Genomic DNA, 26,642 nt, shown 5'->3' with positions numbered 1-26,642 from the left:
CGTAGTCCCCGGTAGATCAGAAGATGTTCGATAGCAGTACATAGAAAGCCGGAGCTATAATCAAGGACAAACCCATAGAAAGGCAAAGTCCACCCATGACAGCAATGGCTAACGGTTGCTGCATTTCAGCCCCAGCTCCAATCCCCAAAGCCAGGGGAAGCAACCCTAGCATAGCTGCCAGGGTTGTCATCATAATAGGTCGTATCCGGCGACGTCCTGCTAGAATCAGAGACTCAAGGATATCGGAATGAGAGGCTTCATAACGTTTTGCGGAATCTAACAGGAGGATCCCGTTTTTAGCTACAATCCCTACCACCATGATGGTTCCCATGAAAGAAGACACGTTAAACGGAGTATGAGTGAACCAGAGGGCTCCTAAAGACCCTGAGATAGAAAGGAGTGTGGTCAGGATAATGGAAAGCGGAGGAATAAAAGTGCTAAATTCGAAGAGAAGAACGATAAAAACCAGGAGAAATGCAGTCAGTAGTACGGTTAATAAATCTTTGAATGCTTCCTGCTGACTACGATATAAACCTCCATATTCCAGCGTTACACCCTTAGGAAGTTGAACCTTGCGGTGTAATTGGCTTTGAAGCTCTCGGATAGTACTACCTAAATCCCTTCCACTTAATCGGGCCGTAACTGTTGTAACCTGGCGTAGATTATCCCGATTAAGCTCAGTATGGCCCTTTTCGACCCGGATGTCAGCCAACTCTCTTAAAGGAACAGAAATCCCTTGTGAATTAATTAAGGTGAGTTCTTTAAGCAGATCCAGGTTCTTGCGATACTCCATAGGGAACATTACCCGGAGTCCGATCTCCTGATCCCCTTTGATGAGGTTGGAAGCAAGGGTTCCTGTCAGAATGGTATTGAGGTTCGTGGCGATTTCCTCTACGCTCAGGCCGTTTCGAATGGCCCTCTCCTTATCAATATCTATTGAGATAACAGAACCGCTCACCACAACTCCATCAAATACATCTACAACTCCAGGGATTGACTCAAGTACCTGGGCGATCTCCCTAGCCTTCTCCTGTCGAACAGTGTTATCATCGGAGAAAATCTTTACCTCAATGGGAGAAGGAGAATGGGTCAGATCTCCAATAAGATCCTGGAGGATCTGAATAAACTCAACCCGAATAGCAGGTTCTGACGATTCAATCTGTCGCCTTAGATCATCCATGATTTCTTCAATTCTCCGGGTTCTCCGATCTTTGAGTTTAATCAGAAAATCTCCGGTATTAGGCTCTGTAATCGCCAGACCCAACTGGGTTCCAGTACGCCGAGAGTAGCTTTCTATCTCTGGAATGGCCTGGATAAGTGCTTCTAAATGCTTCAACATACGATTCGATTCTTCCAGGGAAGTCCCAGGTGGAGTGACATAATCCAGAACAAAAGCTCCCTCATCCATTTCTGGCATAAATCCAGACTCTATGGTTCCGTATACAAGATAAGAACCTCCGACCAGAATCAGGATAATGACGAGAACGATCCAGGGTCGAGGAAGAATCCAGCGAATCGCCCGTTCATATCCGATCAGAATACTTTGAAATAAACGTCCACCTTCTTCACAGCTTCGTTGAGAAACATCAAGGTAATGCCCAGGATCCTCCTCCATGTAAGGAGAATCTTCGTTGTCGCCCTGATCATAGTCAATCTTAACCGGGCGATCATAAAAGCCGGTTCCGTCCATAGACCCAGAATCTGTACTAGGCGTGCTGAAGGATCCGTCTCCTCCTTTGCTTCCATCACCGACCGTCTGGTAAGAACTATTCCTGTCATCACCCCGTCGAGGCCTGTGTTCTTTATAACTCATAGAACCCGACAAAGGAATGGTTTGAATCCATTCTCGCTTTTTCCATGAAAAAAGACTCGTAGTCAAACGGTTTATCGCTGTTATCGACCTGCTATAAATTGCACTACGGCGAATCCAGCTGTTATCCAGGGTCTTTTTTATTGACTTTTCGGATAAAAATAGGGCAGCCAGGGTCGGTGTGAGGGTTAAAGCCAACACCAAGGAGGTGAGGAGCGCCAGAACCATTGTCATAGAAAAGGGTTTGAAGAAGGCTCCAGTAAGACCTTGAAGAAAAGCCAGGGGAATAAACACGACAATGGGTGTCAAGGTAGAGCTGATAACCGCCGGGGTAATCTCGATTATGGCGTTTCTTATAGCTATCAAACGTGTCTCCCCATCATCCAAGTGTTTCACAATATTTTCAACCACCACGATGGCATCATCAATGATCAATCCGACAGCGGCGGCAATACCCCCTAGAGTCATTAAATTAAAACTCATATTCCATACATACATGAGTACAAAGGTTATGAGAACCGTTGATGGAATAACCAGAATGGCTACGACCGTGCTCCTCCAGGTTTTTAAAAATAATACAAGAATCAGGGTAGACAAGCAAAGCCCCAAGAGGATACTATCTCGAACGTTTTTAATGGACTCTCGAACCAGGAGGGATTGATCATAAAAAGTAGAGATAACGACGTCAGGTGGAATTTGCCTCCGGAGGGGTTCCAGGGTATTCTTGACTTCATCTGCAATACGGACCGTATTACCTCCTGGCTGGCTATAGATATTGATAAGAACGGCCTGGGTTCCATTTGCTGTGACAATCACATTTTCTGGTCGTACTGCAGGTTCTACCGTAGCCAGATCACGAAGACGAATGGGTACTTTATTGTCTACTTTCAAAATGAGGTTTTTAATCCCCTCTGAGTCGTTTACCTGCCCACTCACAAGTACAAGATAGAGTTGATAGTTTTCCTCTAACAACCCACCTGAAGAAATCCAGTTTGTAGCCTTTAAGGTGTTCACGACCTGGTCCAAGGTCATTTTAAAAGCCGCCAGCTTAACAGGATCGACTATGATATGATATTCCCGAACTTTACCCCCTACCACCACCGCCTCCGAAACCCCCTGGACTCGCCCCAGTTGAGGACGCAAACTATAAGTTGCTAGATCGGTAAGATCTGCCAGGCTCTGGGTTTTAGAAGTCAAACTGAACCCCATGATGGGGAAAATGGTAGGAAATAAGCGTCGGGCTGTAATACTGGTTGGAGGAGGAAATGTCGAACTGATTTCTGAAAGCCGGGATTGGATCAACTGAAGGGCTTGAACCATATCTATTCCCCAATCGAAGTTGAGATTGATTTCCGCAGAGCCCCGGCTGGTAGTCGATTTAATCGTACGGATTCCGGGGACAACACCGACTCCCTCTTCAATAGGTTTTGTAACCGTCACCAACATCTTTTCGGCAGGTTCTACCTCATTTTCAGCAATAACGACAATTCGGGGGATACTGATATTTGGGAAAATGGCTATTGGAAGACGAAAGGCTAGATAAATTCCCCCTAAACTTAGGATCAGGGTCGTAAAAAGAATAGCTTTTCCATGTTGAAGTATCCATGAAAAGAATCGGCTCATGGCTCCCCTTGTACCAGATGCTCAGGCTTTACCTTCGTACCATCCGGAAGACCGTAAACCCCTTCCGTAATCACGATTTCTCCTTCTTCTAACCCCTTTAGAATCTGAACAAAACCATCGTTTATTACTCCCCGAACTACCTCCCGACTCCGGGCTATCGCGTCTTTGTCTACGACCATGACCATGGCTCGGGAGGTTTGTTCGTCTAAAAGAGCTGCTTGCCTGGGAATCACTAAACTGTCTGGATAAACCCGTGTAATAACCTTGACGGTTGCATAATCCCCAATTTTTAACTCCTTCTCCCGATTGGGAACCTGTACCCATATCTCAACAGTACCATTGGTTGGATCGAGGACCGATCCGATCTGAATAACCCGACCTTCAAATACCTTGTCCGGGTAAACTTTTACCATCACTTGAGCCTCTGAACCCGCCTTCACCTGAGAGGCGTCTTCTGGAGTAAAGTGAGCCCGTACGATAACTTCATCTAATTTCATGATGGTTACTATGGGTGCTTTGATGTCTACAACCTCTCCCGGGTATACAAACTGCTCGGTCACAACTCCTGTTAAAGGACTTCGAATGAGGGAACGATCCAGATCGATTTGAGCCAATTCTAACTCACTCTTTTTCTGAAGTACTAAGTCCCAGGCTGCTTCAAGGTCCTCCTTTCGAGAACCCTTTTTAAGGAGTTGTAAGTTTTGTACAGCCGTTTGATAATTACTACGAGCAGTTTCCAGATCTACTCTGGCCTGCTCGTAGTCTTTTCGAGATATCGCCTCTCGTTGGAAAAGTTGTGTTTTTCGGTCTAATTCTGCTTGAGCATTATTTAAAGAGGCCCGGGCAGAGTTTACACTGGCTTCCGCCTGTTTAATCTCCTCGGGTCGAGATCCAGCCTTTACCTTCTGAAAGCTTGCCTGGGTCGACTTTAAATCAGCCTCCGCCCTTAACTTAGCCAACTCCAGGTTCTGGTTTTCAAGAACAGCTATAAGGTCTCCCTTCTGAACCTCGCTTCCCTTCTGAACTTTAAGCTCTTTGACAGACGCTGAAAGCATGGAGCTGACGGTAGTCTGTTCAAGAGGATAAATAGAACCTACACCTGAGACAAACTCTACCACCTTCCGACGTTCTACCCGGGTAACCTTAACAGTAACCTCAGGAGCAACCTCTTCCTCCTTTTTCTGAGCGTCCGAAGCCGAACACCCCAACAAATATAACATCAAAAAGAAGCTTAAAAATCTTAAGGTCATAAAAATGCTAAAATAACCTCTATAAGGATTTCTAAAAAATTAAGTTATGGACAGCCTTCTTCTTTGAAAGAGCTATCCACAACTTGTTAGATTCAGAGCGAAGCTCTGTTAAGGAGAGGTCCCTTAATGCTCTTTTGCACCCATTTAGCCTACAAATCTGATGCCACAAATTTCCGTCCTAGGTCCCCATTAAAAGTTGCTCCCTTTATACCAGGTCGGTATTGAAATGGGGTGTAAAGCAGGCATAGTCCACTCTAACCCTCCCCGCAGGCAAGGAGGGAAGGAAGAGGCTGCCTGTTAAGGGCCACCTAGCGTTGTCCCCTCCCAAGATGCAACCTCTTCAATCGGAATGGGTATTACCAGGATAGAATCCCTAAAAGAGGATTAAAAAGTCCTGAATTAGGTATTTATAACCGTCCTTGATCAAGGGTCCGGATGATCCTGCGAGATTTTCTGCCTTACTTTTGGATGGCACTCTTCTTGCGTTGAATTTGGAGTAGATAGGTCGTTAAGGGGAGAGTTGGGTCCAGATAATCCCTGGGTTTCCCCCTCCCAACACAGGAAGAGGGTTAGGTTAGAAAAACATTTACCCCTGAAAGCCAAGGCCACCTCGGGTGAAAAACCAAGGGTCTTGCCAACCTGAAGGGAACGATGTTTTCTTCAACCCGGCATGACCTCTGGTAAGGAATCCTTCAAATGGGGTATCAGAAGAAATATTGAGGAGTTTTTAACAAACTTCCTATGAAAGGAGAAGAATTATGAGAAAAATTAACCATGTTCTTAAAATCCCTGTTTTGTTACTACTTATAGGGATCTCCACCAGTATATATGCAGAAGAAAAAAGTAACAAAGTTCAAGAACCTTCTTACAAGGGTTCTATTATCGTTGGCCAGGCAGAACGAAGTGACTTCCCCGATATGGCAAAGATTTCTTTACAAGAAGCTATGCAAACTGCTCTTACCAGGGTTCCAGGTAAGGTTCTCAAAATAGAACTGGAGAATGAGAACGATTACCTGGTTTACGGGGTAGAGATTGTCTCTGGCGACAAGTCCATAACAGATGTTAAGATCGACGCAGGAACCGGTTCGGTTTTGAAGTTAGACCAACACTCGGCAGATCACCGTGAGGGTAAGAAACATAAAAACAGAGAACGAGAAAACGAAGAAGAGGAGGATTAGGGCTAATTCTATAGTAAGAAACCCTTCAAGGATGCAGGAGGAGGGGACTTCGAGCATTATGGCCTAAGCTAATTCTGTAGTAAGAAACCCTTCAAGGAGGTTTTCATGAATCCTGTAGAAGTTTATGGTTTGAAAAAAACCTTTGAGGAAAGGCTTGTTCTGGAGGATATCTCCCTGGTAGTTCACTCGGGAGATATCTATGGCCTTTTAGGACCCAATGGCTCGGGCAAGACAACCACACTACGTATCCTTTTAGGTATTCTCAAGCCTGATGAAGGAGTTATAACGGTATTGGGAATGGACCCTTTCTTAGCCGGTCCGCAGTTACGTCAAAGGGTCAATGCCTTACCTGAATCCTATGGCCTTTACGGATGGATGTCAGCCCTAAGTTACCTGAGCTTTTTTGGTCAACTCTATGATATTGCCCTTACTCTGGATGATTATCAGGACTGGTTGCAACAGGTTGGATTGGAACCCGGTGATAGTCGTCCTATCAGGACCTTTTCCCAAGGAATGAAACAACGGTTGGGGATTGCGCGGGCTATGATAAACAATCCTGAAGTTCTATTCCTGGATGAGCCAACCAATGGCTTGGATCCACGAGGAAGAAGAGAGATCCATGATCTTTTGCTTAAGCTGAATCGAGAAAAAGCCACGACTCTGGTTATTTCTACCCATATTCTGGATGATGTGGAACGTTTATGCACCCGCATCGCTATTTTGGATAAAGGAAAAGTCCGCTATGAAGGAATGCTTACCTCTTCTCTTAACAAACCATCCATCCGCCGTTATCGTTTTCATTTAGAAAATGGCTATCAACTCCCTTCAACTTGGAGTTATCCGGGTATATCGTTGATTGAAAGGAAAGGAGATTGGATGACCTGTCTGGTTGAGGATATGACTCCAACCATGGTTATTAAAACCCTTATCAACAGCGGACTACCGATTATCGAAGTTGAAGATGTCTCCGATAAGCTAGAAGATCTCTATCTTGCTTACACCACAGGAGGTATGGCATGAATACCTGGGTACCTTTAATTAAAAAAGAATTCCTCGAAGATCTCCTGGCAACGCGAGGGATTCTTCTCCTCGTTGTGACCACTGTTATTCTCAGCATGTTCTCCATCCTGCTGGTCAGCAATACAGAATTAAGCTTGATAGACAACGCGCAAGCGGTGTATATGATGAGCGGCATCATTATTACCATGGCCTCATTGGTTGCCATAATACGAGGAAGTGATGGCTTTGCCGGAGAGCGGGATCGGAAAACCTTAGAAATCTTAATGTTGACACCAGTTACAGGACAGGACTTGGCATTCACCAAACTGATGGGAATTCTGTTTTCCTGGTTGATTCTTTTGGCCCTTTCAATCCCCTATCTCTGGGCCGTAGGGAATCTTGGACAAAACCTCTGGCCTTCTATGAAATATCTATCCCTAGTAGGAACCTTATTGGTTTTAATTTTTGGTGGTTTGGCTTTGATATTGTCCGCCAGGATGAAATCCTTCAAAAATGTGTTATGGGCCAATCTGATTATTTTTCTCTTGTCTGGAAGCCCCATTCTTTTAGGACCTTCGTTAAGGCAAACTGCTGTAGGACAGGTGATCGATCTCATAAATCCCTTTGCAAATGCATTAAACACGCTTGATAGCGTGGTGATTGACGGGCAGGGAATAACCTTTCAACTTTTAAGGCTGACCCTCTTGAGCTGTTATTCCTTTATAGTCTTCTGGCTCCTTTATAAAACGACGAGGAACATCGAATTATGAGGTATCTCCACTTAAAAAGCCTAGGTCTTTTCATAGGGATTGTTCTCTCTTTACCCGGCACAAGGATTGCTCCTGCAGCAAATACGCTTTCGATCCAGGTAACCCTGCAACGCCCAGATGAAATTTTGAAAATGGGTAACACTCCGACTTTCATTGGCACTGTTAAAAACCTCGGACCCCAACCTTTAAAAGGACTCACAGCTTATATAGCCTTGCTATCTCTAGAACCAGGCAAGGAACATCCGGTAGATCTTGAAGATTGGTCGGCGCAGACAGCCATCCATATACATCAATTGTCGGCAGGCGAAACCCATACCCAGGGGTGGGATATGAGGCTAATTCAGGCTGGAAAGTTTGGCATACTCTTAACGGTAATTAACCCTCAGGAAAGTCGGCCTATCGTGAGTGATCTCATACCTTTTGATATCCAACCTAAGCCTACCCTGGCTTCAGACCGAATTCTTTTTGTTTCTATAGGAGAACCTTTATTCCTTTTATTCCTATTCGGAAGTTTGCATACAAAATCCTTGAAAAACAGAACCTTCCTTGACCGAACTGAGAACTAAGGTCTCGAGCTTCGGTCTTCAATTCAGGATTTCGGGGTGCTGTTTTAAGGACTCAGTCAGTTGGCTTTCCGGTAAACCTTCTTTACTCAAGTAGCCTACCTCCCTTGACCTTGCGAGATCTTTTCATCTTAAATTTCTGAGTGGCATCCTTCTTGTACTAGATTCTTGTACTAGATTAGATGTGGAAGTTACTCGGGTTACCGAAACTTTCTAAACCCTAACTTCCACTGTGCCTCTACGTAATCTTTACCGAAAGGAGAAGTGACCCTATGAAACGACCCATTCCAGTATTTTTGGTCTTAGGGATATTCTTCATTTTCTTCGCTGGATGTGGTAAATCCTCGCGTTCCCCCACTTCCCCAACAACCAGCTCCAGTTCAACCCAATTTTCATCGAGCTCACAGAATTCCAATATAGAAGATTCTTCAGGTATGGAGGATTCTTCAGGGATATCAGATATGTCTGATCAGCCTGTTGATCCGAGCCTTGCCAGAATTACGCCCGATCAAGCAAAGGCTGCTGCCTTGGCAGTTGTAAGTGGTACCGTACTCCGGGTTACCCTTGATGATGAGAATGGACAGATTGTTTATTCTGTTGAGATTCAGACTTCCAAGGGAATCAGCGACGTGAAGGTAGATGCTACAACCGGACAGGTGGTTAGAGTAGATAACGGACAAGATTAAAATTGTTGTAGTCAGGAAACTCCCTGGGAGCAGGGGGAAATAGCTTGATTTTTATCCCCTGCTCTCGCCATGGAGAAAGGAGATGGAAGATTCATGATAAATTTTTATCGTTTTCTTATTGGACTGGGTCTATGGATGTGGTGGGTACCTTCTACTCTTCTTTATGCTGGACAGCCCCTCGAGACAGAAACGGCACGACCCCTTAAAGCAGGATGGTTTAAGGTGGAAAACACCTTTGAGTATCAAACTTCTTCCGAAGGGACGGAGACGGCTGTACCCATGGCAATTGAGTATGGTATAACCGACAATCTAGAGCTTTTGGTGGAGCCGGTTTTCTATACAGCCATTCGCCCGAAGCAAGGACGGCAGGCAACCGGGCTTGGAGACTTGGAGGTAACTCTTTCCTATCTTTTTTGGTACGAGAGCCTAAAGTTCCCTGCACTTGCCACTGCCGTTGAAGTAAAGCTTCCAACGGCGGATGATATTCTTATCGGTACCGGAAAAACCGATTGCACCGGATACCTCATTGCCAGCAAACGATTTGGCAAATTCGATACCCATGCCAATATCAGCTATACCATCATCGGAGAACCTTCAGGAGTCCAGTTAAACAACATCTTCGGTTTTGCCCTGGCTGAGGAATATCATCTCAATAAAAAGTTCGACATTGTCGGGGAAGTTTTTGGTAATACCTCCTCCTCGCCTAATACCGGAGAAGGAAGTAGCTCAGGCAACGAAAACGCTGTGGTACCGGAAGCAGCAGGAGGCGAACTGGTCGGGACATTAGGAACCCGTTATTACCTTTATCCTAACCTTTTTCTCTCCCTAGGCGTAAGCTACGACAATAACCGGGCAGTTTTAATTCGGCCGGGTTTAACATACTGGTTTCCCTAAGTCGAGGAAATATCCTTAACCTCCAGGTTTACCCTGAAGTCTATTCTGACCCTATATGGGAGAATCTGAAGGTAAAAGTTTGTACCAGATCAACTGGTTTATTTACCTGGCTAAGAAATAAGCGTAATACCCTGTGTCTCCTACCTGTTGCCACCCCGCCTTATCAACTGAATCTGGGATCATATCGGTAACAACTACCTTAGCACCTGCCTTGGCAAAAGCAGCCAGAATTTGCTCTCGGATTACAGGACTTGCTGTCCAAAATCCATCCCCTTCCTGACTGTAAACTTCGGCAATGATTTGAACACGGGCAAGCCGGGCCCACTTCACATTGATAGAATGGCTATAACTAGTTGACGCGACTTTGTCTCCGGGTTGTACTCCTATACGCTTTAAGCCCTCGGCCACCTGCCAGTAAATATGAGGCTGGCCCCAAGGTATGGAAAGAACATCTCCAACAGTTTTTGGAACGGTTGAGAGGATAAATGCCATTAAAACGGCAAGAGTTAAAGTGGGAACTAATCTTTTATTGGTATGAGTTAAACGAATCCCGGCAAATAAAACTACCAACGTGATTACGATAAAAGGTGCAATATAACGACGCTCTACATGGACCAGTAAAAACAAGCCTTGTGCTGTAAGTACTGGAATGAGAAGTGGCCAATAGACTCTTATATCTCTAAGAGACTCTGGTCCCTGGCCACTCTTATAGAACAGTATGGATAAACCGATCATTAATGCACCAACTGGACCCAACAACAATCTGAAATAAACGCATAAGTTTCTCAGAAGGGCTTTAGCTTGTTGAATAATCCTAAAATGTGGTTTAACACCCTCATACCAATAACTTGGATCGTACCAAGGGGGATAAGTACCCCCAACCGGGAATGCAAATTCATAGACCGGCGGGACTTCATATATTTGCTGTGTAGGATGTACAAGCGGTTTATGGTCCAGCGAGTCGCCTTGCCAATGACGACCGGGGATCTCGTTGACGTGCCAGACATAGTTCAATTTCCCGCTGTCACCAAAAGTTAATCGGCCTTTAACTTTGGAGAGAGCAATGATGAAAGGGCTTGTAATCAAGAGAAACACCATTAAGGCTATCAGGGTACGTAGTACTGTTATCCGTGGGTTATCAACCAGTATACTAACTCCAAGAAAGATAAAAGCCAGAGGGAACATAAAAGCTTTCGTGAGATAACTCAAGCCAAGGGTTGCTCCCAAAAGTACAAATGGGAACCAGCTTGTGGACTTCTTGCGGATACGTAATAACAGACCTGAAGCTAAATAAACAAATGCGGCAACACACAAGTCAGGAGTTACCGCCGAGAGAGTTATCAATTCTAAAGAAGACCAGATGAACAGGATGTAACCCAATGACAGCCACAGCCCTTCAGGCAGAACTCTATATCTATCTTTGGAAAACCGGATTGACGGACCTCCGTTATAATGAATCCATTCAAACAAAAAGAAATGAAAACAACTTAATGCCCATATGTAAATAATAAAGTTTACGAGATGTACAACGGTAAACTCCCAATACGGTGAAGGTTTCAAGACCAATAAAGCCAGACCTAATAGCCAGGAGTAGAATGGACTCCAAAGGGTATTAAGGGCCATACTCCAGTCACCCCGTAAATACGCATCTCCCATGTCAAGATAGGAGATTCCATCGGCATTCATGGTATGACGGGTAGCCCAGGTACGAATGGCGCCCATCACGCCAGCAATCAGCCAGTAAATAACTATCCACCGTTGCTGTTGGGAATCTTTATCTAATGCTGTTAATATCCTGCTTTCTATCGGTAAGAGTTTCCAAATATAACGATTTCTGCTTGCTAGCCCATCCATTTTTAACTCCAGGTGGCAATTCGGGGCGTTACTCTTACCGGCCAGGACACACCTTGTTTTTAACACCAACCCGGAAGTCGAGGAATGCCCGACAGATCGATAAGGTATCTACCACAGGTCGAAAGTGTGAGGACTTGTTTTGATCGAAATAAATGGCCGGAATGGGGACCGTTGCAATGGGTAGCCGTCGCTCAAGGGCCAGGAGAAGGATATAGAGTTCGGTTTCATACCGCCCCCCTTTGATATCTTGCACAATTTGCTCGATAAAGCTTCGTTGAAATGCTCGTAGACCGGATTGAGTATCCCGGGGGCTTCGGGGATAAAGTCTTTGTAGAAGTATAGTCGCCAGCCTATTCCCAAGGCGGCTCCGTAAGGGTATGGCTCCCAGATCGAAGGTGCGCTCCCCGATAACCAATGCTGCATTTTCCTGTATACAGGCCTGTACCAGGCGAGGAATATCCGAGGGACAATGTTGGCGATCCCCATCTAAAGTAACAAGGATATCGAAGGGAATTTCCCTAAGGGCATAATGGAACCCTTCCAGGAGGGCAGTACCCTTACCGCGATTATTCAAAAATGAAAGGACCCGAATACGTCCCTGACTCTCCGCCGCAACTTTGTGCAATACCTTATCCGTTCCATCTGTCGAACCATCATTTACAGCAATTACGTAATCCACATACTTAGCCGTCTGGATAACTACCTCTCCACAAAGTACTGCGACGTTATAACAAGGTATCACACAACAGACAACCGGATTTGGAAGAACCTCTTTGGACATATCCTTCTCGATGAGGTGCCAGTCACCGATAGTCGGAGAACAGTAATTTTGACCCCATAGGGCCGCTTTCACTCCCTAACTCCCCTCTCCCGCAGCGTGGGAGAGGGGCTGGGGATGAAGGCCACTTACAAGTCAAGCAAAACTAAGTAAACAGTGTACTACGCAGGCTCATAGGTGAAAATGAATTTACATCATTGAAGCCCCTTAAGGGTGCCCGCTTTACACCCCATTTCAATACCGACCTGGTATTACCCCTTAAAGGGTGAAAAACCTCGCTCCACAGCCTGTGCCCATATAAGTGCAAATCTGCCTTCTGTCGGAGAAGTAAAGAATTCATGATGCCCAACGGTAAGAAATCGAGCACCCTGGCAGGGGGTGCCATCCATCCAGCCGGTTAAGATACCTTTTTCAGAAATAATCACATACGGTGCCGGAATTCGAACCTCGAAGGAAAAAACATACTTTCCGTCGGATAGGGAAGGGGCAAGAAACTGGCCAACTACCCGTAGACGACCTATCGGTAGATAATTTTCCCGAAGAAATTTACCGGCACGGGGAGGAAATCGACTATTGTCCAGGGCGGCAACATAGGTATGGGTCTCCATAAGGCGTTCTGGAATATCATCTTTAATCAATCCCCGTTTGAGGCGCTCCATGGTAATCGTTTCGAGTACATAATAAAAAGCACGCGGACGGAAAATCATCTCACCTTTTACATCCATCACCGGATCCCCGGGTTGGGTAAGGGTCAGCACATCTTTAAGTAATTCTATCTGGTCACGGGTCCTATCCTGCCAGGGCTTTTCTGTCACTACCAACGAAACAATTTCTAAAAGAGCAATACCGGTGGGGACTAAATATCTTAGAAAGGAAACCGACCATCCCTTGAACCATCGACCCGCCCTATCCAGCACGAAATAGGTCAGGAAAATAAGGCAGAGGGGATAAAAAGGGAGAAAATGCTGCCGCTCGATGAGAGGCCAAAAACTATAAAGGGCCGAGAGATATACGCCGGTGACCAGGAATACAAAAGCCCGACGGATCCCCACGGGGTCGGGAATACGGCGAATCATAACCTGAGCTCCCCACCAAAGGAAGGGGTACCCTATGGGAAAAAGCAATCGGTACCATCGAAATTTGCCCCAAGAACCCAGTCCTGGAAGGATGTTATGCTTGATAACTCCATAGAAAAAAGGTTCTAAAGCCCCTCTGGCAAAGAAGAACAGAATCAACGCCCCGGGTATCAAAGAAAATCCCACCAATGCCCGCATCACACACCCGAAGAGATCAGAGAGGTTAACCGGCTGATACCCGGCAGAGAGGTAAAGCGTGGTCAGGCCGGCAATGCTAAGGGTAACAAGCAACAGAGTCGTTTTCATTGAAACGGCCATGGTGGCTCCCAACAGGATACCCACCGTAAAACTTCGCAAGAACGTTATAGGCCCTCTAACCAGGAGAACCATCGTCACCAACCAGAGTACCGTCCAGAGGTTATCCGTGCGAAACTCGGTAGAACAGAGAAAAAACCGTGGAAACAATCCTGTGAATACCGCAGCCCACAGACCAACCCGAAGAGAGAAAATTCTTTGACCCATTTCATAAGTACTCCCCAACGCCAGCAGGTAAAGGGGAATCATGGTAAGCCGCATCCAGAAGAGTGTCTCAGGGTGATCCCCCAGGGTAGCAAAGATCGGAGCCCACAGGAGGTGAAAAAGAGGGGCGTGATTATCGAATACGTCACGATATGGAAGCAGACCGTGGGCCCAGCCCCACACGACATGTAAATGCTGGGGTTCATCTGAATTGAAAGGATACCGAAAGATAAAAACAATCCGCAGGAACAGAAGGATGATTAAAAACAAAAAGGCAATTCTTTGTTCACCCACTGGTTTTTGTAAAACACCCTGTCCCTTAGAGAAGAACTCAAGCTCCCGGTTAAAGTCTTCAGTTTTTTTAATCTCCATATTTCACAGCTCTGTTGGAGTATTTCTGGATGAAAAGGAGGAAAATTCTCCATTCTGATCTCTTTCAGAGGTTTTCCCCTCTCACCTATCCGATGTACAAACCTGATACCACACTTAAACGGTCGGAATGCTAATCTGGAAAATACCTGGAATCAGGGAGCTGGATAGGAAGAACAGGTAAGAGGAAGGACTTTTTTTGAAAATTACTCTTGTCAAAATCCTCAAAAGAGGATTAAAGATCCCCATTTGGGGATTAAAATGCCTTCGCTATGGAATACCCTAGGGTACGGAGAATTGAGCCTTACCTAACCTATTCCTGCCCTCTTCCTTTAATTGTAAGGGTAAAGAGAAGCCAGAATAACCCCGAGGACTCCTCTGACGGCTTATGCAGGTTCAATAGGGAAATGGTATAACAATAGCTCTTGACAATTCAGAAATTTACAGAATCTAATTATTCTATGAGCGCCCGATTTCCTAAAACTTTACAAACTACCCTCATTAGCCTAGTTTCCCTCTCTGTTGCCGGGATTAGTCTGATGGCAACTGTTTTGCACCTTTCTATTTTATCGGATAGCCTGAACCATCAACTTAAAGATAAAGCCCTGGTACTGGCCAGAATTTTTGATATCAGTATCAAAAGCAGGCAGGAAATAGAAGATGTAGAAGGACTCCAGCAAAAGATTTTGGATCTCAAAGCTTCACGACCGGATATTAACGAGATTGATATTGTGGTTCCTGTCCCCACCGCACCGGATCAGTTTTATCTTGCAGCTACCACCAATCCCAGAGAAAAAGGAACAGGTCCAAATCCTTTAGAGGGCCAGGTTATTCAAACCGACACACCTCTTATCAATTTAGAGATTGTGGACCGACAGAGTGGTGAAGATCGTTATCATTTCTCCCGGGAACAGATCGGTTTTAAGGAAGTTATCAGATCTCTTCTTCATAGGGATCAACTTTATGTCTGGGAGGTTATTTCGCCCCTCCATGATAACCAAAATCAAGTTATTGGAAGTATTGGGATTGAAATTTCTCTGGATGAGGTTTTGGCCCAAATTCAGGCTTCTTTACTTAAATCCCTGTTGGTTTTTCTGAGCTCTCTGGCTGCCATTATCCTGGTAATCTGGTATTGCCTGAGACGGATCATCATTCATCCTCTCCAGATCTTGACAGATGGGATTCAGACGGTTCGAATGGGAAATTTTTCTTATAAGTTAGAGGTAAAGAGGCCCCGTGAACTGGGACAATTGGCCGCCGCTTATAACGACATGATCGCAAGCCTTCAGCGTTCCCGAGCCGAGATTATCGAACTTAACCGCTCTCTTCAAGATCGGGTAGACCAGGCCACGTCCGAGTTACAGAAGATAAACCAGGCCCTTGCCTTAAAAATAGAAGAGTTGGAGAAAACTCAACAAAAGTTGATCCACTCAGAGCGAAATGCGGCTGCAGCCATGATTGCGGCAGGTATTGCCCATGAGATTAAGAATCCGTTAAGTACCATCAAGCTTATCATTCAACACTTTCAGGATAAATTTATAGGCCCGGAAGCTCGAAAGGATCCTAAATATCAGGAATTCTACCAAATCATTTTAGAACAAATTCAACAACTGGATAGCCTGGTTATGGCTTTTCTGGATTATACCCGACCCCTTAAACTCCATCCGGTCCTTTGCTCCTTGCATGAACTTCTGGATAATGCCCTGGCTTTAGTGATGAGCGGAGTGACTTCTGTTGGAATCGAGGTAAAAAGGGAATATGTAGAAAATCTTCCCCTCCTCCTGGCAGACCCAGAGATGCTCAGACGAGCTTTTGTTAATTTACTTTTGAACGCCATCCAGGCGATGCCGGAGGGGGGTACCTTGACCGTTAAAACTGAATTCATTCAAAAAACCCGGCATGTACAGATTACCATAACCGATACAGGTACAGGAATAGAAGAAACGCATCTGGATAAGCTTTTTAATCCCTTTTTTACGACCAAAGCAAATGGGATTGGATTAGGCCTGGCCATTGTACAAAGAGCTATCCAGGCTCATAATGGACGAATTTCCGTAACCAGTCAGGTTGGGAAAGGTACTTCCTTTTGTATCGAACTGAGTCTCCAGACTATAGGAGAGGGAGAGCAGACGGCGGCATAAGAAAAACGGCCTTCTGCAATCTTCATGTTGGGATGAATTCCTCCCCAGTTTATATCTTAGTGGTAGATGATAACCGGGCTCAGGGAAAAGTGGTTGCCGAAATTCTGCAAGATGCCGGTTACCTGGTAGAACAGGTTACCCAGGCGCAAGAAGGGCTTAGATTATTGAGTTCCTTACCTGTTGAAGTGGTATTAACCGACTTGAAGATGCCCGGCATGGATGGGCTTGTCTTTCTGGAGGAGATCCTCAAGCAACGCTCCGATGTTAGTGTTATCCTTATAACGGCCTACGCAACGATTGAAACGGCTGTAGCTGCCATGAAAAAAGGGGCCTTTGATTATCTGGTCAAACCTCTGGATAAAAATGAACTGATTTTGGTGGTAGAACGGGCTGTAAAAACCCTCCACCTGAATCAAGAAGTTCGACGATTACGGAACCAACTCCAGGAGCGATTTCAGTTTCCTAACCTTATAGGAAATAGCAGGAGAATGAAGGAAATATTTAGAACCCTTCAAAAGGTGATGGATAGTGATGCAACTATCCTGATTTATGGGGAGAGTGGTACTGGTAAGGAAATGGTTGCTCAGGCTATTCACTTCAACAGTCCCCGGAAAGAGGCTCCCTTTATTCCTATTAATTGTGCTGCAATTCCTGAAACCCTTCTGGAGAGTGAACTTTTCGGTTATGAACGAGGGGCCTTTACCGGTGCAAACACCTCAAAAAAAGGACTGGTCGAAGCCGCCCATCAGGGGACTCTCTTTTTAGACGAAATTGGAGATCTGAGCCTTCCTTTGCAGGCGAAAATTCTAAGAATGCTTCAAGAAAAGGAAATCAGGCGGGTAGGAGGCTCTAAGCAGATCAAAATCGATGTCCGAATTATCGCCGCAACCAATAAAGATCTTCAAACTCTCGTCCAGAGAGGGGAGTTTCGAGAAGACCTGTACTATCGCCTTAATGTTATTTCCATTCACCTCCCGCCCCTCCGGGAACGAAAAGAAGATATTCCTTTGTTGGTGGAACATTTTATCCGCAGACACCGCTCAGATAAAACCTCCCGGATTCCAAAGATGTCTCCAGAAGCACTGGCCGTTCTTATGAACTACGACTTTCCGGGTAATATCCGCCAACTGGAATCTATCGTAGAAAGAATTCTATTGTTCTGCGATTCCGATGAAATCTCCGTAGCCGATCTTCCCCGGGAGGTTCTTACCCCCAGTTTCAAAATGGAAGTTCCTTATCGTCTTCCAGAACAAGGCATCTCCCTGGAAGAATTAGAGAAGAGCCTTATTTTTCAAGCCATCGAGCGGGCCGGGGGGGTGTATAAAGAAGCAGCCAAACTCCTGGGATTAAGTTACAAGACTTTTCTCTACCGGGCCGAAAAATACGGCCTGAAACCTTAACCTTTCGGGATTTTTGAGTCCTGATTTCAGGACTCATCTAAACGGCTTTCCCGTGGACCTCTTCTGTTTCTTTCCGGTTATAAACCCTTACTCTCCGATTCCTTTAGGAGAATTTTGAAGCTATCCGGTTACCGGACAGTTTTAAAATCGACGTTCTGCCGATATTAAAATCCCGATCCCTGAGAAGTGGAAAAAGTTTCCATCCTCTTGGCTGGTTAGATTCTGAGTGAAATACCGATAGGTCAGGTTCGCTCGAAGAGAGAAACGATGGCTAAAAGCATAAACAGCCGTCAGAGAACTGTTTAGACAGGTTTCATCTTGAAAGAGGGGTCCTCCTTCCTCTTGGTGTGTATTGAGGTTATTTAATTTCATTCCTAGAAATCGACCTTCTATACTTGTTTTGCGAGAAAGCCGATAGGTACCTTCCAAACCAAGAACGGGAAACGGTAAAGACTGTTTGAAATCTTCGGGTCCCCCAAACTGACTGATAATAGGGGTTTCCGATTCCACATCAAAGATAAGACGGGTATAATCTAATCCGATCAAGAGGCTTAAGTAATCGCCGGATTCCCAGGTCTTCAGAAAACGGCGGTAGAGCAGTTGTAGATGGTATAAATCCGAAGTGGAATGGATCGATACTCCCGAAGGAAAGGTCTTTCCATTGAAGTTGATGGATTCCTTCAGGGTGGTATCTCCGGATAATTTCATATAATCAAAGCTCAGGGACAAAGCATTCTTTTCCAAAAAGTAATAAGCTATTTCTACAAAGGGTAGAACCGTCCACCGTCCCATGCTCAAATCATCGGCCAGATCCAGTTTCGTACCTGTTATATCAAATTCTCGAACCTGAATAGTCCCTCCCATCCTGAGCGGCTCCAGGCCACCCTGAACACGCCAGGGGCTTTCTATGGGATAAGCCGGATCTATAAAGACCCCTAAACTAAGCCATAAAACTAATCCGACCAACCCCGTTCTTTTAAAAAGAAAGTGTGGTTTCATACCTGCGGACACATATTTTTTCGTACCAAATCGGTATTAAAAGTGGTATAAAGGATAGAGGCAATTCCCTGGGCCTTAAGTTAAGGATTAGATCCGGGGTCTAGACACTTCCCTCAAGGGTATATGCACCAGGATAAGAAAGTTAGCCCCAGCGAGGAGAGTGAGGACCTAGGCCATTCCCGAGTTCCCTCTTCCCGACGCGGGAAGGGGTTAGGTTAGAAAAAACCTACCCTTGAAAGCTATTCCCCCCTTCAGGGGGATTTTCAGGCCGAAAATAAGGCTTTTCCCCTTCCTTAGCTGGATGCACAGGGAATAGCTTCTCTACATTCGACAACCTCTTCAGAGGGAATTAATATAAGATCCTGGAAACGGGAATACTCTCCCCTGTAATCTGTCATATTTTTGCGACAGGTGAACTCACCGGATTTACGTTCCCTCTTCACCAGGTTTAAGATAAGTTACAAATCCAATGCCAGAAATCAGGTTAGAATTTTCAGTTGGGTAAAAAACCTCATCCCTTCGGTTAAGTTGGCATTACATTTGTAACTTCTTACTCCCAGTGTGATGATAAGCAAGGCTGGAATTAAAACCTGATAGAGATATAAAGCATCTTAAAAAGGATATGAGGAATCTGATACGCGTCTTAATTATCGGATTTGTTTTTGTGAATTCTCCGGTTATTGCCGATGAAGAACCGATACCTTTAAAGCTTGAAAAAGCTCTACCTGTAGAAGGTCCTGAAAATATTCAGCCTTCCGGACTGGCAATCTGCCATAACATGCTGGTCACGGTCTCCGACAAGCATGATAACACGATCTTTGAGGTTAAATTAAGGGATGACAAAGCCGTTTTAGTGCCTTACCTCCAATTTAAGCTTTCAGAACCCGTTACAGAAAGCAAATTGGACTTTGAGGGAATTACCTGTGATGAGATGGGTAATTTTTATCTTATCAGTGAAACGGCCTTTAGAATTCTTCGGGTCAGTGCGAAGGGGGAAGAAGTTTCCTGGATAACGCCAAGCTTACGATCTTATGGAAAGGAAAAAGGCCTTTTCCAGGTTCCAAATGCTTATCTGGAAGGTATCGCCTTGAGGGGACCTCATAAATTTGTTTTAGCCGCGGAAAGACAACCCAGGGGAATTATGGAAGTAGACATCGGCAAAGTACCTTTTGAAGTACGAGTTTTTAAAAACGATACCACCCAACTGACGTTACCCAAAGGTCTAAATCCAGATTTTTCCGATTTGTTCGTGGAAGATCAGGGTCTTTACGCCCTGGAAAGGAGTGCTTACGCAATATGTAAACTCGTAGATACCGGTCAAAAATTTGAAGAAAGAGATTGTTGGTCCTATAAAGCTATTGAGACCCGCGAGGAACTCCAATATCTGGATATGACCTTTGGTAAGGCGGAAGGTCTGACCATGGACAAAGATCACGTTTTTATTATCCTGGATAATAACAATGAGGCAAGAGCCTGTGACCCGAACGATCGCAGACCCTTGTTATTAATTATGGAGCGTCCCATTGTAAAGACCTGGTAAAAGATTTCATCCCCCTCTTAGGGAAAATATTTTATAACCCTTTGCCTTCCTGAAGGACCCTCCAATTATTTCCTTTGCCGGACCTACTTAAATCACTCTATTTTCTTTTCGGCCTTCCTAACAACAAACGCTAGATTCCACCTAGGGAATTTATAATTTCACATAGCGGGATTCTTCTTTTATTTGGTTACAGCTAACAGTCCAAATTCAAAGAGAAGATCATTATCTATTTTACTTCGAACCTGGTAAGTTAAACTGGTGGTCAAACCGATGTGTTTGCCAAAGAAATATTTAATACCTATTTCGTTATTTTCGGCGAAGACCGTTTGACTGTCAAAACCGGCACCTATTCCTACACTCACAAAAGGAAGAAGGCGAGGATCCTCGAAAAGATGACGAAAATGATAGCTATAAAATCCCAGAGCGGAGCCTCTAATATTCGCCTCTTCTCTATTTGCAACCGAGGCTGAAAAACCGATCTCACTACTCTCGGTCAAAAAATACCCGGCATGGCCAGAAGCTCTAACGGAAGATGGATTGTTTCCCAATCCACTACGAGCCGAAAGGTTAAAACGAAGTTCATAAGACCCTGCAGAAGGTTGAGCAGAAGCTTTATCGGCATAAACCATGAGGAAAATGAAAAGTCCTGAGGTTAAAAAGAGAGGCTTCAATCGTAGTTGCTTTCTCATAAAGGCTTAGACTCCTTATCTTTATATCCTGAAACTTTACCAAGAGCAAGAACTCATCCAGGTAAATTAAGGAAGTTTGGTTAGATGATATAGGAAACTATCCGTTCTTTTTAGATAAAGCTCCGTAAACTTATATAATTTACTGAGCCGGGCTTTTAATTTCATCAAGAAGATCTTGCAACTAAACTCAAGGGGTATGAAATTTAAAATATTGGTATAGATAGAAAATTTCTCATTAACGCCATCCTCATCGAATAAGGAGCACAACCATGCAGCAAATTTTACTGTGGGGCGCAATTATAATAACCGGACCTGCCCTTTACCTTAAGTTGGCCGACCTACATATGTATCCGCCTCTTTCAGCTTTGATTTTTGGACTGGGTGTTCTGGGGGCTGCCTTTCTTCTTTCCTGGGCGGCTGAAGTAGCTCAGATGGATATTCCTCGGGCTCTGGCTGTAGCCGTACTTGCCCTTATTGCCGTGCTCCCGGAGTACGCCGTTGATCTTTATTTTGCCTGGACTGCTGCCGAGCGACCTGAATATACAGCTTACGCAACAGCAAATATGACCGGATCTAACCGCCTGTTGGTTGGGTTTGGTTGGGCCCTTATTGTCTGGGTTTTCGCACTGAGATTTCATCGACGAGAAGTCTTATTAGAACCTGAACACCGCATAGAAATTAGCTTTCTGGGTTTTGCCACCCTTTATTCCTTTCTACTTCCGTTTAAAGATACCCTATCCCTGTTAGATACCCTCATACTTCTGGCTATTTTTGGATTTTATGTCTGGCGTACAATCCATGCCGAGGTTCATGAACCCGAGTTGGTGGGACCTGCCCGCCTGATCGGAAATCTCTCTACCCTTTACCGGCGATTCGCTACCTTTCTCCTTTTCCTTTTCTCTGCGGTGGTTATTTTCCTGGTTGCGGAACCCTTTGCCGAATCCCTGGTTGCTTCTGGAACCTTCCTGGGCATCGATGAGTTCCTACTCGTTCAATGGCTTGCTCCCCTGGCCTCTGAAGCCCCAGAATTCATTGTGGCTATTCTGTGGACCTTACGGGGGGATGCCGCAGCAGGATTGGGAGCTCTCCTTTCTGCTAAAGTTAATCAGTGGACCCTCCTCATCGGCACCATTCCCCTCGTTTACAGCATCAACCTGGGTGGAATCGGAGCCTTAACCCTGGATCTTCGCCAACAACATGAACTCCTTCTCACCAGCGCCCAATCCCTCTTTGCACTGGCCGTTCTGGCCAATCTTAGCCTCTCCCTTTGGGAATCTTTAGGCCTCTTCAGCCTGTTTGCCGTGCAACTTTTCATCCCGGATATTCGTATCGAAGTATCTTACGCTTATATGATCCTTTCGGTGATTCTGATCCTGCGTAAAAGATCTCAAGTCTTGTCCACTCTTCGGGGTGGACTTCAACTGAGCTCGAATTCCACCTTCAATAAAACCCATTCATAAATAAATTTTAAACCTTCTTCCAGGAAGGACCCCCTTTGGGACTTGGGGACTTGGGGATGCGGAGAAATGCCTCTGCATCCCAATGTCTCCGCGTCCCCGCGTCTCTCTGTCTCCGTATCTCAAAACTCCGCGTCCCCAAGTCCCAAAACTCTGGGGGATTAGCTATACAGATTTTTTTGCATGGAAGGCACGGCTGTGATGAGTCTTCTTAGTATAACGGCCGGATTTGGAATGTGTGGATAACTTGGCCCAGGTCTTGGGTCCTACAACTCCATCCACTTTCAGATGATTATCCTTCTGAAAGGCTTTTATAGCTGCTCTGGTTTTAGGGCCCATTTTCCCATCGATCGGACCAGGGTTATACCCGGCTAACTTTAAATCACGTTGAATTCTCATCGTCTGAGCAGAGGATTTACTCAATTTATGCTTGTGAGCATGTTTCGTAGAGTGTTTCGCTTTGGTATGATGCCGTGTAGGGTGTTTAGCCGCCAGAGTGGTTCCACTAAAATTTAAAACCAACGCACCTGCTAAAAGTAATACCCAGATCTTTTTCATTACTTCATTTACCTCCGGACAGATAAGCGATAAATAAAAATTTTTATTTATCCCTCATCTTTTGTCCTTTTCCTTCGTATAAAAACCTGGTAGGCCATCCCTTATCTTCTTATCTTTAAAAATAAGAAAGGGTTTGCTTCAGATCCGATAACGGAAATGCTTCCGCTTTTTCCGCTCGCAAGTTCTATACCAGGTTTTTAGACGAAGAAAAAATCCATGGAAACTATACTCTAAAGGGCTTTTTAAGTGATGAGGGATTCAGACCAAACTCATTAAACCTTTTCTTAAAATACCTTAAAAAAGGTAAAAACCTTTTTTCTGATCACCTGAACTAAATAGTAATATTTTATAAAGATAGAATATAAAACCGTGGGGATTCAGACTAATTATGCCTCAAATAAGGTACGGACCTGTTCGAGAGGAAATGGGTGCGAATCCTTCCATGACCGATGGATTTTACGAGCTGATGGGAGCTGGTATATTTTTTGCGCTTTTGATAATTTTGTATAAAGACTCACTTTTTATTCTTAATTTTACCCTAAAGGGGATGTAACCTAAAGACATGACGCTCAAGCAAAAGCTTATTCTTGTAATGGTTACCTTATTGGGTGGACTCCTTGTGGTCACCTACTGGTCTATGCAGCGGCATGAAAGGACGCTTTTGACCCAGGTTGAAGATCATGTAAAGGCATTGGAAAAAATCGGTCAGGTGGATGTGGATCAAATTTTTGCAGAAGGAATCAGCACGGAGGATAAACGAAAGATACTACAGCAACTGGCCGAGAAAAATAAACTCTATCAAATTTCCATTTTAAATGACGAAAACCATGTGATCCTCAGTTCCAATCCCAAAGATGATGGAATCAGTCTTGAAGAACTTCGGAGGCGGCGATTAGTCGGAGAGTCTGCACAGGAGGAGACGAAAAAGGAATTAGAAAAAAGGCTCAAGCGCTACGATATTATCATCCCCATAGGAGAGAATGAAGAGGGAACCAACTATGCCCATGCTATCATGCTTTTAGATGATTTTAAGTATCTCATAGCCCGAGCCCGCTTCCTCAATTTTTTACTCACCTTAACCACGTTTATTGTAGGGATCGGGATTATTATCTATCTGGTCAATCGATTCATCTATCCCATTGATCAACTCATTAAAGCTTCTGAGCAGATTGCCCAGGGGAATTTTGATGTCCAACTCAAGGCCAATACCCAGGACGAATTGGGTCGATTAATCGAAAGATTTAATAACATGGCCGTTCGCTTACAGCAACAAAAAGCCTGGGAAGAGCGAATTAAGCGTTCGGAGCGTCTGGCTATGATTGGAGAACTGGGAGCCAGGCTGGCCCATGAGATTCGGAATCCCCTGAACTCCATAGCCCTTACCATCGATCACGTTCGAGATCGGTTTGCGCCTCGGGCCAATTCCCAGGAGAAAGAAAGGCAAGAATTTGAAACTTATCTGAATAACATACGGAGTGAAATTTTGCGGCTTAACCGTCTGGTGGTTGAATTTTTACAATTTGCGCGTCCGCCCCACGCGAAAAAAGTGCCTGTTCAGATCTCCCTTCTCCTTCAACAGATTGCTCAACTCGTTGCAACAGAAGCAGAGAAGCAAAATATTCAAATCAAGGTCGAAATACCCTCAACCCCTATAGAAATTCTGGCCGATGAAGAGCTTCTTAAAACCGCTTTTCTTAATCTCGTTTTCAATGCTTTTCAAGCCATGCCAGGGGGAGGAACTTTAACCCTTCAAGTTCAACCGGTAGTTCGAGAAAGTCCAGAATACCCCCCGCGAAACATCCAGATCCTCTTCTCAGATACGGGAAAGGGCATCCCTCCCGAATATCGGGAAAAAATCTTTGAGCCTTATTTTACAACAAAAGAGGGGGGTTCCGGATTGGGCCTGACCATTGCCCATCAAATTATCGAGGAACACGGGGGCTTGATTACAGTGGAAAGCCAGCTTGGAGAGGGAACGACCTTCAGGATTACCCTTCCCCTTGGGGAGAACGGAGGGAACCAGAATGAAAGAGTACTCTGAAAGTATTCTCGTTGTAGATGATGAAAAACTTCAACGAGAAATCATCCGAGATATTTTAAAATATGAAGGCTATCCGGTTACTATAGCCGGAAGTGGCCGGGAAGCTCTGGAACTCCTAAAACAAACTTCGGTAGCTCTCATTATAACGGATCTCAAGATGCCCGAGATGGATGGGATCGAACTGTTGGGAAAAGTGAAGGAAATAAGTCCGGAGACCAGTGTGATCGTGGTAACGGCTTATGGCTCCGTAGAATCTGCCGTAGAAGCCATGAAAAAAGGGGCTTTCCATTACCTTACAAAGCCCTTCGGTAAAGAAGAACTTCTTCTAACCGTGCAGAGAGCCCTGGAAAACAGATCCCTGCTGCGGGAGAATCGTCTCTTACGAAAAGAACTGGAGGAACGGTATCAGTTTCACAACCTTATTGGAAGTTCTCCTCGGATGCAGGAAGTATTTAGAATTATCGAAAAGGTCGCCCCCAGTGACTCCACTGTCCTTATTTACGGGGAGAGTGGAACCGGAAAAGAATTGGTGGCCAGGGCTATTCATTTTTATAGTAAACGAAAAAATCATGCTTTCCTGGCAATTAATTGCGCGGCCATTCCGGATACCCTCCTGGAAAGTGAGATGTTTGGCCATGAAAAGGGATCCTTCAGCGGCGCTTATACTCAAAAGAAAGGAATCTTTGAAGAAGCCCACCAGGGAACCCTTTTTCTGGATGAAATCGGGGATTTGAATATTTCTCTGCAAGCTAAATTGCTCCGGGTGCTTCAGGATGGAGAAATAAAACGGGTTGGTGGTAATAAGGTCATTACGGTAGATGTACGGGTGATTGCAGCAACCAATAAAAACCTGGAAGAAGAAATGCAAGAAGGCCGATTCCGCCAGGATCTATACTATCGGCTCAATGTAGTTCCTATTTTTCTTCCTTCGTTACGGGAGAGAAAAGAAGACATCTCCCTGCTTATCGATTTCTTTATTAAAAAGTACGGAAAAAAGTTTGGAAAAGTCATTGAGAAAATAACCCCGGACGCCATGGATCGATTACTGGATTACTCCTGGCCGGGAAATGTTCGAGAATTAGAGTCTGTAATAGAACGGACGATTCTCCTAAACGAAGATGGAATTATTCGAGCCAGTGATCTTCCCCAAAAACTCCTGGCCCCTAAGTCTCAGAGCCTTGGGCTTGATCTCACTATTCCTGATGAGGGCATATCTCTCTCTGAGGTGGAACGAAATCTTATTGAAAACGCCCTCATCAAGTCTAACTGGAGTATTAAACGAGCTTCAGAACTCCTGGGGATTACCTACAAAACCTTACAGTACCGAATTCAGAAATTCCATTTGAAACGAGAAAATTCCATCCGAGGGTCAGGTAACTCTTGAGTTTGAAGATTAAACTTGACAATCCATCAGCAGGTGGAGATGATAACCTTAGACAGGTTATCCT

21 protein-coding genes are annotated in these 26,642 nt (G+C 44.8%); 13 read left to right on the top strand and 8 right to left on the bottom strand.

All coding sequences use genetic code 11. From position 1 onward, the window contains the following. Positions 1-16: 16 nt before the first annotated feature. Both VNM22_08925 and VNM22_08920 read right to left on the bottom strand, forming a co-directional pair. Positions 17-3,433: an efflux RND transporter permease subunit gene (locus VNM22_08925; GenBank protein ID HWP47269.1), complete on the bottom strand. Its 3,417-nt coding sequence runs from the start codon at positions 3,431-3,433 to the stop codon at positions 17-19. Then, positions 3,430-4,683, bottom strand: coding sequence for an efflux RND transporter periplasmic adaptor subunit (locus VNM22_08920; protein ID HWP47268.1), 1,254 nt, complete (start codon positions 4,681-4,683; stop codon positions 3,430-3,432). Before VNM22_08920 ends, VNM22_08925 begins: the two co-directional genes overlap by 4 nt. Before the next feature lie 758 nt (positions 4,684-5,441). Here VNM22_08920 and VNM22_08915 point away from each other — a divergent pair. The 6 genes from VNM22_08915 to VNM22_08890 all read left to right on the top strand — a co-directional run bounded on the left by VNM22_08915 (position 5,442) and on the right by VNM22_08890 (position 9,773). After that, entirely contained in the window at positions 5,442-5,861 is a 420-nt protein-coding gene (locus VNM22_08915; GenBank protein ID HWP47267.1) for a PepSY domain-containing protein, read from the top strand. 105 nt (positions 5,862-5,966) lie between these two features. Then, positions 5,967-6,881 (top strand): ABC transporter ATP-binding protein, encoded by a 915-nt coding sequence (locus tag VNM22_08910; protein ID HWP47266.1) that lies wholly within the window; start codon positions 5,967-5,969, stop codon positions 6,879-6,881. Next, the gene (locus VNM22_08905) at positions 6,878-7,630 is read left to right on the top strand and encodes an ABC transporter permease subunit (GenBank protein ID HWP47265.1); all 753 of its coding nucleotides are present in this window, start codon (positions 6,878-6,880) and stop codon (positions 7,628-7,630) included. The genes VNM22_08910 and VNM22_08905 overlap by 4 nt, the downstream gene beginning before the upstream one ends. Next, positions 7,627-8,196 carry a hypothetical protein gene (locus VNM22_08900; protein HWP47264.1) on the top strand — a complete coding sequence of 190 codons (570 nt, stop codon included), beginning with the start codon at positions 7,627-7,629 and terminating at the stop codon, positions 8,194-8,196. The genes VNM22_08905 and VNM22_08900 overlap by 4 nt, the downstream gene beginning before the upstream one ends. A 269-nt stretch (positions 8,197-8,465) precedes the next feature. Beyond that, positions 8,466-8,879 carry a PepSY domain-containing protein gene (locus VNM22_08895; GenBank protein HWP47263.1) on the top strand — a complete coding sequence of 138 codons (414 nt, stop codon included), beginning with the start codon at positions 8,466-8,468 and terminating at the stop codon, positions 8,877-8,879. A gap of 93 nt (positions 8,880-8,972) precedes the next feature. Further along, positions 8,973-9,773, top strand: a complete 801-nt coding sequence (locus tag VNM22_08890; GenBank protein HWP47262.1) for a transporter — start codon at positions 8,973-8,975, stop codon at positions 9,771-9,773. Positions 9,774-9,875: 102 nt separating this feature from the next. On the opposite strand, the gene VNM22_08885 is transcribed toward VNM22_08890, so the two are convergent. From VNM22_08885 to VNM22_08875, 3 genes are all read right to left on the bottom strand, one after another. Further along, positions 9,876-11,627: a hypothetical protein gene (locus VNM22_08885; GenBank protein HWP47261.1), complete on the bottom strand. Its 1,752-nt coding sequence runs from the start codon at positions 11,625-11,627 to the stop codon at positions 9,876-9,878. Between the two features lie 34 nt (positions 11,628-11,661). Then, complete coding sequence (locus VNM22_08880; GenBank protein HWP47260.1) at positions 11,662-12,480, bottom strand: glycosyltransferase family 2 protein; 819 nt, start codon at positions 12,478-12,480, stop codon at positions 11,662-11,664. Positions 12,481-12,656: 176 nt separating this feature from the next. Then, complete coding sequence (locus tag VNM22_08875) at positions 12,657-14,372, bottom strand: hypothetical protein (GenBank protein HWP47259.1); 1,716 nt, start codon at positions 14,370-14,372, stop codon at positions 12,657-12,659. Positions 14,373-14,908: 536 nt separating this feature from the next. Between VNM22_08875 and VNM22_08870 the strand changes: the two genes are divergently transcribed. Beyond that, on the top strand, positions 14,909-16,510 hold the full coding sequence (locus VNM22_08870; protein ID HWP47258.1) for an ATP-binding protein: 1,602 nt from the start codon (positions 14,909-14,911) through the stop codon (positions 16,508-16,510). Positions 16,511-16,542: 32 nt separating this feature from the next. Continuing rightward, positions 16,543-17,910, top strand: coding sequence for a sigma-54 dependent transcriptional regulator (locus VNM22_08865; GenBank protein ID HWP47257.1), 1,368 nt, complete (start codon positions 16,543-16,545; stop codon positions 17,908-17,910). 141 nt (positions 17,911-18,051) lie between these two features. On the opposite strand, the gene VNM22_08860 is transcribed toward VNM22_08865, so the two are convergent. Further along, positions 18,052-18,909 carry a hypothetical protein gene (locus tag VNM22_08860; GenBank protein HWP47256.1) on the bottom strand — a complete coding sequence of 286 codons (858 nt, stop codon included), beginning with the start codon at positions 18,907-18,909 and terminating at the stop codon, positions 18,052-18,054. A 622-nt stretch (positions 18,910-19,531) separates the two neighbouring features. On the opposite strand from VNM22_08860, the gene VNM22_08855 reads away from it, so the two are divergent. Beyond that, positions 19,532-20,449 carry an SdiA-regulated domain-containing protein gene (locus VNM22_08855; GenBank protein ID HWP47255.1) on the top strand — a complete coding sequence of 306 codons (918 nt, stop codon included), beginning with the start codon at positions 19,532-19,534 and terminating at the stop codon, positions 20,447-20,449. Between the two features lie 179 nt (positions 20,450-20,628). Here VNM22_08855 and VNM22_08850 read toward each other — a convergent pair whose 3' ends face one another. Then, positions 20,629-21,138 carry a hypothetical protein gene (locus tag VNM22_08850; protein HWP47254.1) on the bottom strand — a complete coding sequence of 170 codons (510 nt, stop codon included), beginning with the start codon at positions 21,136-21,138 and terminating at the stop codon, positions 20,629-20,631. Positions 21,139-21,407: 269 nt separating this feature from the next. Here VNM22_08850 and VNM22_08845 point away from each other — a divergent pair, with 269 nt between their 5' ends. Continuing rightward, complete coding sequence (locus VNM22_08845) at positions 21,408-22,598, top strand: hypothetical protein (protein ID HWP47253.1); 1,191 nt, start codon at positions 21,408-21,410, stop codon at positions 22,596-22,598. Between the two features lie 162 nt (positions 22,599-22,760). Here the strand turns inward: VNM22_08845 and VNM22_08840 are convergent, their stop codons facing one another. Further along, complete coding sequence (locus VNM22_08840; GenBank protein ID HWP47252.1) at positions 22,761-23,153, bottom strand: peptidoglycan-binding domain-containing protein; 393 nt, start codon at positions 23,151-23,153, stop codon at positions 22,761-22,763. A gap of 388 nt (positions 23,154-23,541) precedes the next feature. Between VNM22_08840 and VNM22_08835 the strand changes: the two genes are divergently transcribed. The 3 genes from VNM22_08835 to VNM22_08825 are packed head-to-tail and all read left to right on the top strand — an operon-like array spanning position 23,542 to position 26,578. Continuing rightward, positions 23,542-23,706 carry a hypothetical protein gene (locus VNM22_08835; GenBank protein ID HWP47251.1) on the top strand — a complete coding sequence of 55 codons (165 nt, stop codon included), beginning with the start codon at positions 23,542-23,544 and terminating at the stop codon, positions 23,704-23,706. Between the two features lie 9 nt (positions 23,707-23,715). Beyond that, positions 23,716-25,194 carry an ATP-binding protein gene (locus tag VNM22_08830; protein ID HWP47250.1) on the top strand — a complete coding sequence of 493 codons (1,479 nt, stop codon included), beginning with the start codon at positions 23,716-23,718 and terminating at the stop codon, positions 25,192-25,194. Continuing rightward, positions 25,178-26,578 (top strand): sigma-54 dependent transcriptional regulator, encoded by a 1,401-nt coding sequence (locus tag VNM22_08825; GenBank protein ID HWP47249.1) that lies wholly within the window; start codon positions 25,178-25,180, stop codon positions 26,576-26,578. The genes VNM22_08830 and VNM22_08825 overlap by 17 nt, the downstream gene beginning before the upstream one ends. Positions 26,579-26,642: the final 64 nt, after the last annotated feature.

The organism is Candidatus Limnocylindrales bacterium (assembly GCA_035559535.1).
Classification (GTDB): Bacteria; Moduliflexota; Moduliflexia; order Moduliflexales; family JAUQPW01; genus JAUQPW01.
This window is presented reverse-complemented; position numbering and strand designations above follow the sequence as displayed.

What these genes read in the sequence shown, in the direction of transcription:
- VNM22_08890 (HWP47262.1), top strand. Translation starts at nt 8,973, where the DNA reads ATGATAAATTTTTATCGTTTTCTTATTGGACTGGGTCTATGGATGTGG.
- VNM22_08915 (HWP47267.1), top strand. Translation starts at nt 5,442, where the DNA reads ATGAGAAAAATTAACCATGTTCTTAAAATCCCTGTTTTGTTACTACTT.
- VNM22_08835 (HWP47251.1), top strand. Translation starts at nt 23,542, where the DNA reads ATGCCTCAAATAAGGTACGGACCTGTTCGAGAGGAAATGGGTGCGAAT.
- VNM22_08925 (HWP47269.1), bottom strand. Translation starts at nt 3,433, where the DNA reads ATGAGCCGATTCTTTTCATGGATACTTCAACATGGAAAAGCTATTCTT.
- VNM22_08875 (HWP47259.1), bottom strand. Translation starts at nt 14,372, where the DNA reads ATGGAGATTAAAAAAACTGAAGACTTTAACCGGGAGCTTGAGTTCTTC.
- VNM22_08825 (HWP47249.1), top strand. Translation starts at nt 25,178, where the DNA reads ATGAAAGAGTACTCTGAAAGTATTCTCGTTGTAGATGATGAAAAACTT.
- VNM22_08905 (HWP47265.1), top strand. Translation starts at nt 6,878, where the DNA reads ATGAATACCTGGGTACCTTTAATTAAAAAAGAATTCCTCGAAGATCTC.
- VNM22_08860 (HWP47256.1), bottom strand. Translation starts at nt 18,909, where the DNA reads ATGAAACCACACTTTCTTTTTAAAAGAACGGGGTTGGTCGGATTAGTT.
- VNM22_08885 (HWP47261.1), bottom strand. Translation starts at nt 11,627, where the DNA reads ATGGATGGGCTAGCAAGCAGAAATCGTTATATTTGGAAACTCTTACCG.
- VNM22_08850 (HWP47254.1), bottom strand. Translation starts at nt 21,138, where the DNA reads ATGAGAAAGCAACTACGATTGAAGCCTCTCTTTTTAACCTCAGGACTT.
- VNM22_08865 (HWP47257.1), top strand. Translation starts at nt 16,543, where the DNA reads ATGAATTCCTCCCCAGTTTATATCTTAGTGGTAGATGATAACCGGGCT.
- VNM22_08845 (HWP47253.1), top strand. Translation starts at nt 21,408, where the DNA reads ATGCAGCAAATTTTACTGTGGGGCGCAATTATAATAACCGGACCTGCC.
- VNM22_08900 (HWP47264.1), top strand. Translation starts at nt 7,627, where the DNA reads ATGAGGTATCTCCACTTAAAAAGCCTAGGTCTTTTCATAGGGATTGTT.
- VNM22_08855 (HWP47255.1), top strand. Translation starts at nt 19,532, where the DNA reads ATGAGGAATCTGATACGCGTCTTAATTATCGGATTTGTTTTTGTGAAT.
- VNM22_08870 (HWP47258.1), top strand. Translation starts at nt 14,909, where the DNA reads ATGGCAACTGTTTTGCACCTTTCTATTTTATCGGATAGCCTGAACCAT.
- VNM22_08895 (HWP47263.1), top strand. Translation starts at nt 8,466, where the DNA reads ATGAAACGACCCATTCCAGTATTTTTGGTCTTAGGGATATTCTTCATT.
- VNM22_08840 (HWP47252.1), bottom strand. Translation starts at nt 23,153, where the DNA reads ATGAAAAAGATCTGGGTATTACTTTTAGCAGGTGCGTTGGTTTTAAAT.
- VNM22_08910 (HWP47266.1), top strand. Translation starts at nt 5,967, where the DNA reads ATGAATCCTGTAGAAGTTTATGGTTTGAAAAAAACCTTTGAGGAAAGG.
- VNM22_08920 (HWP47268.1), bottom strand. Translation starts at nt 4,683, where the DNA reads ATGACCTTAAGATTTTTAAGCTTCTTTTTGATGTTATATTTGTTGGGG.
- VNM22_08830 (HWP47250.1), top strand. Translation starts at nt 23,716, where the DNA reads ATGACGCTCAAGCAAAAGCTTATTCTTGTAATGGTTACCTTATTGGGT.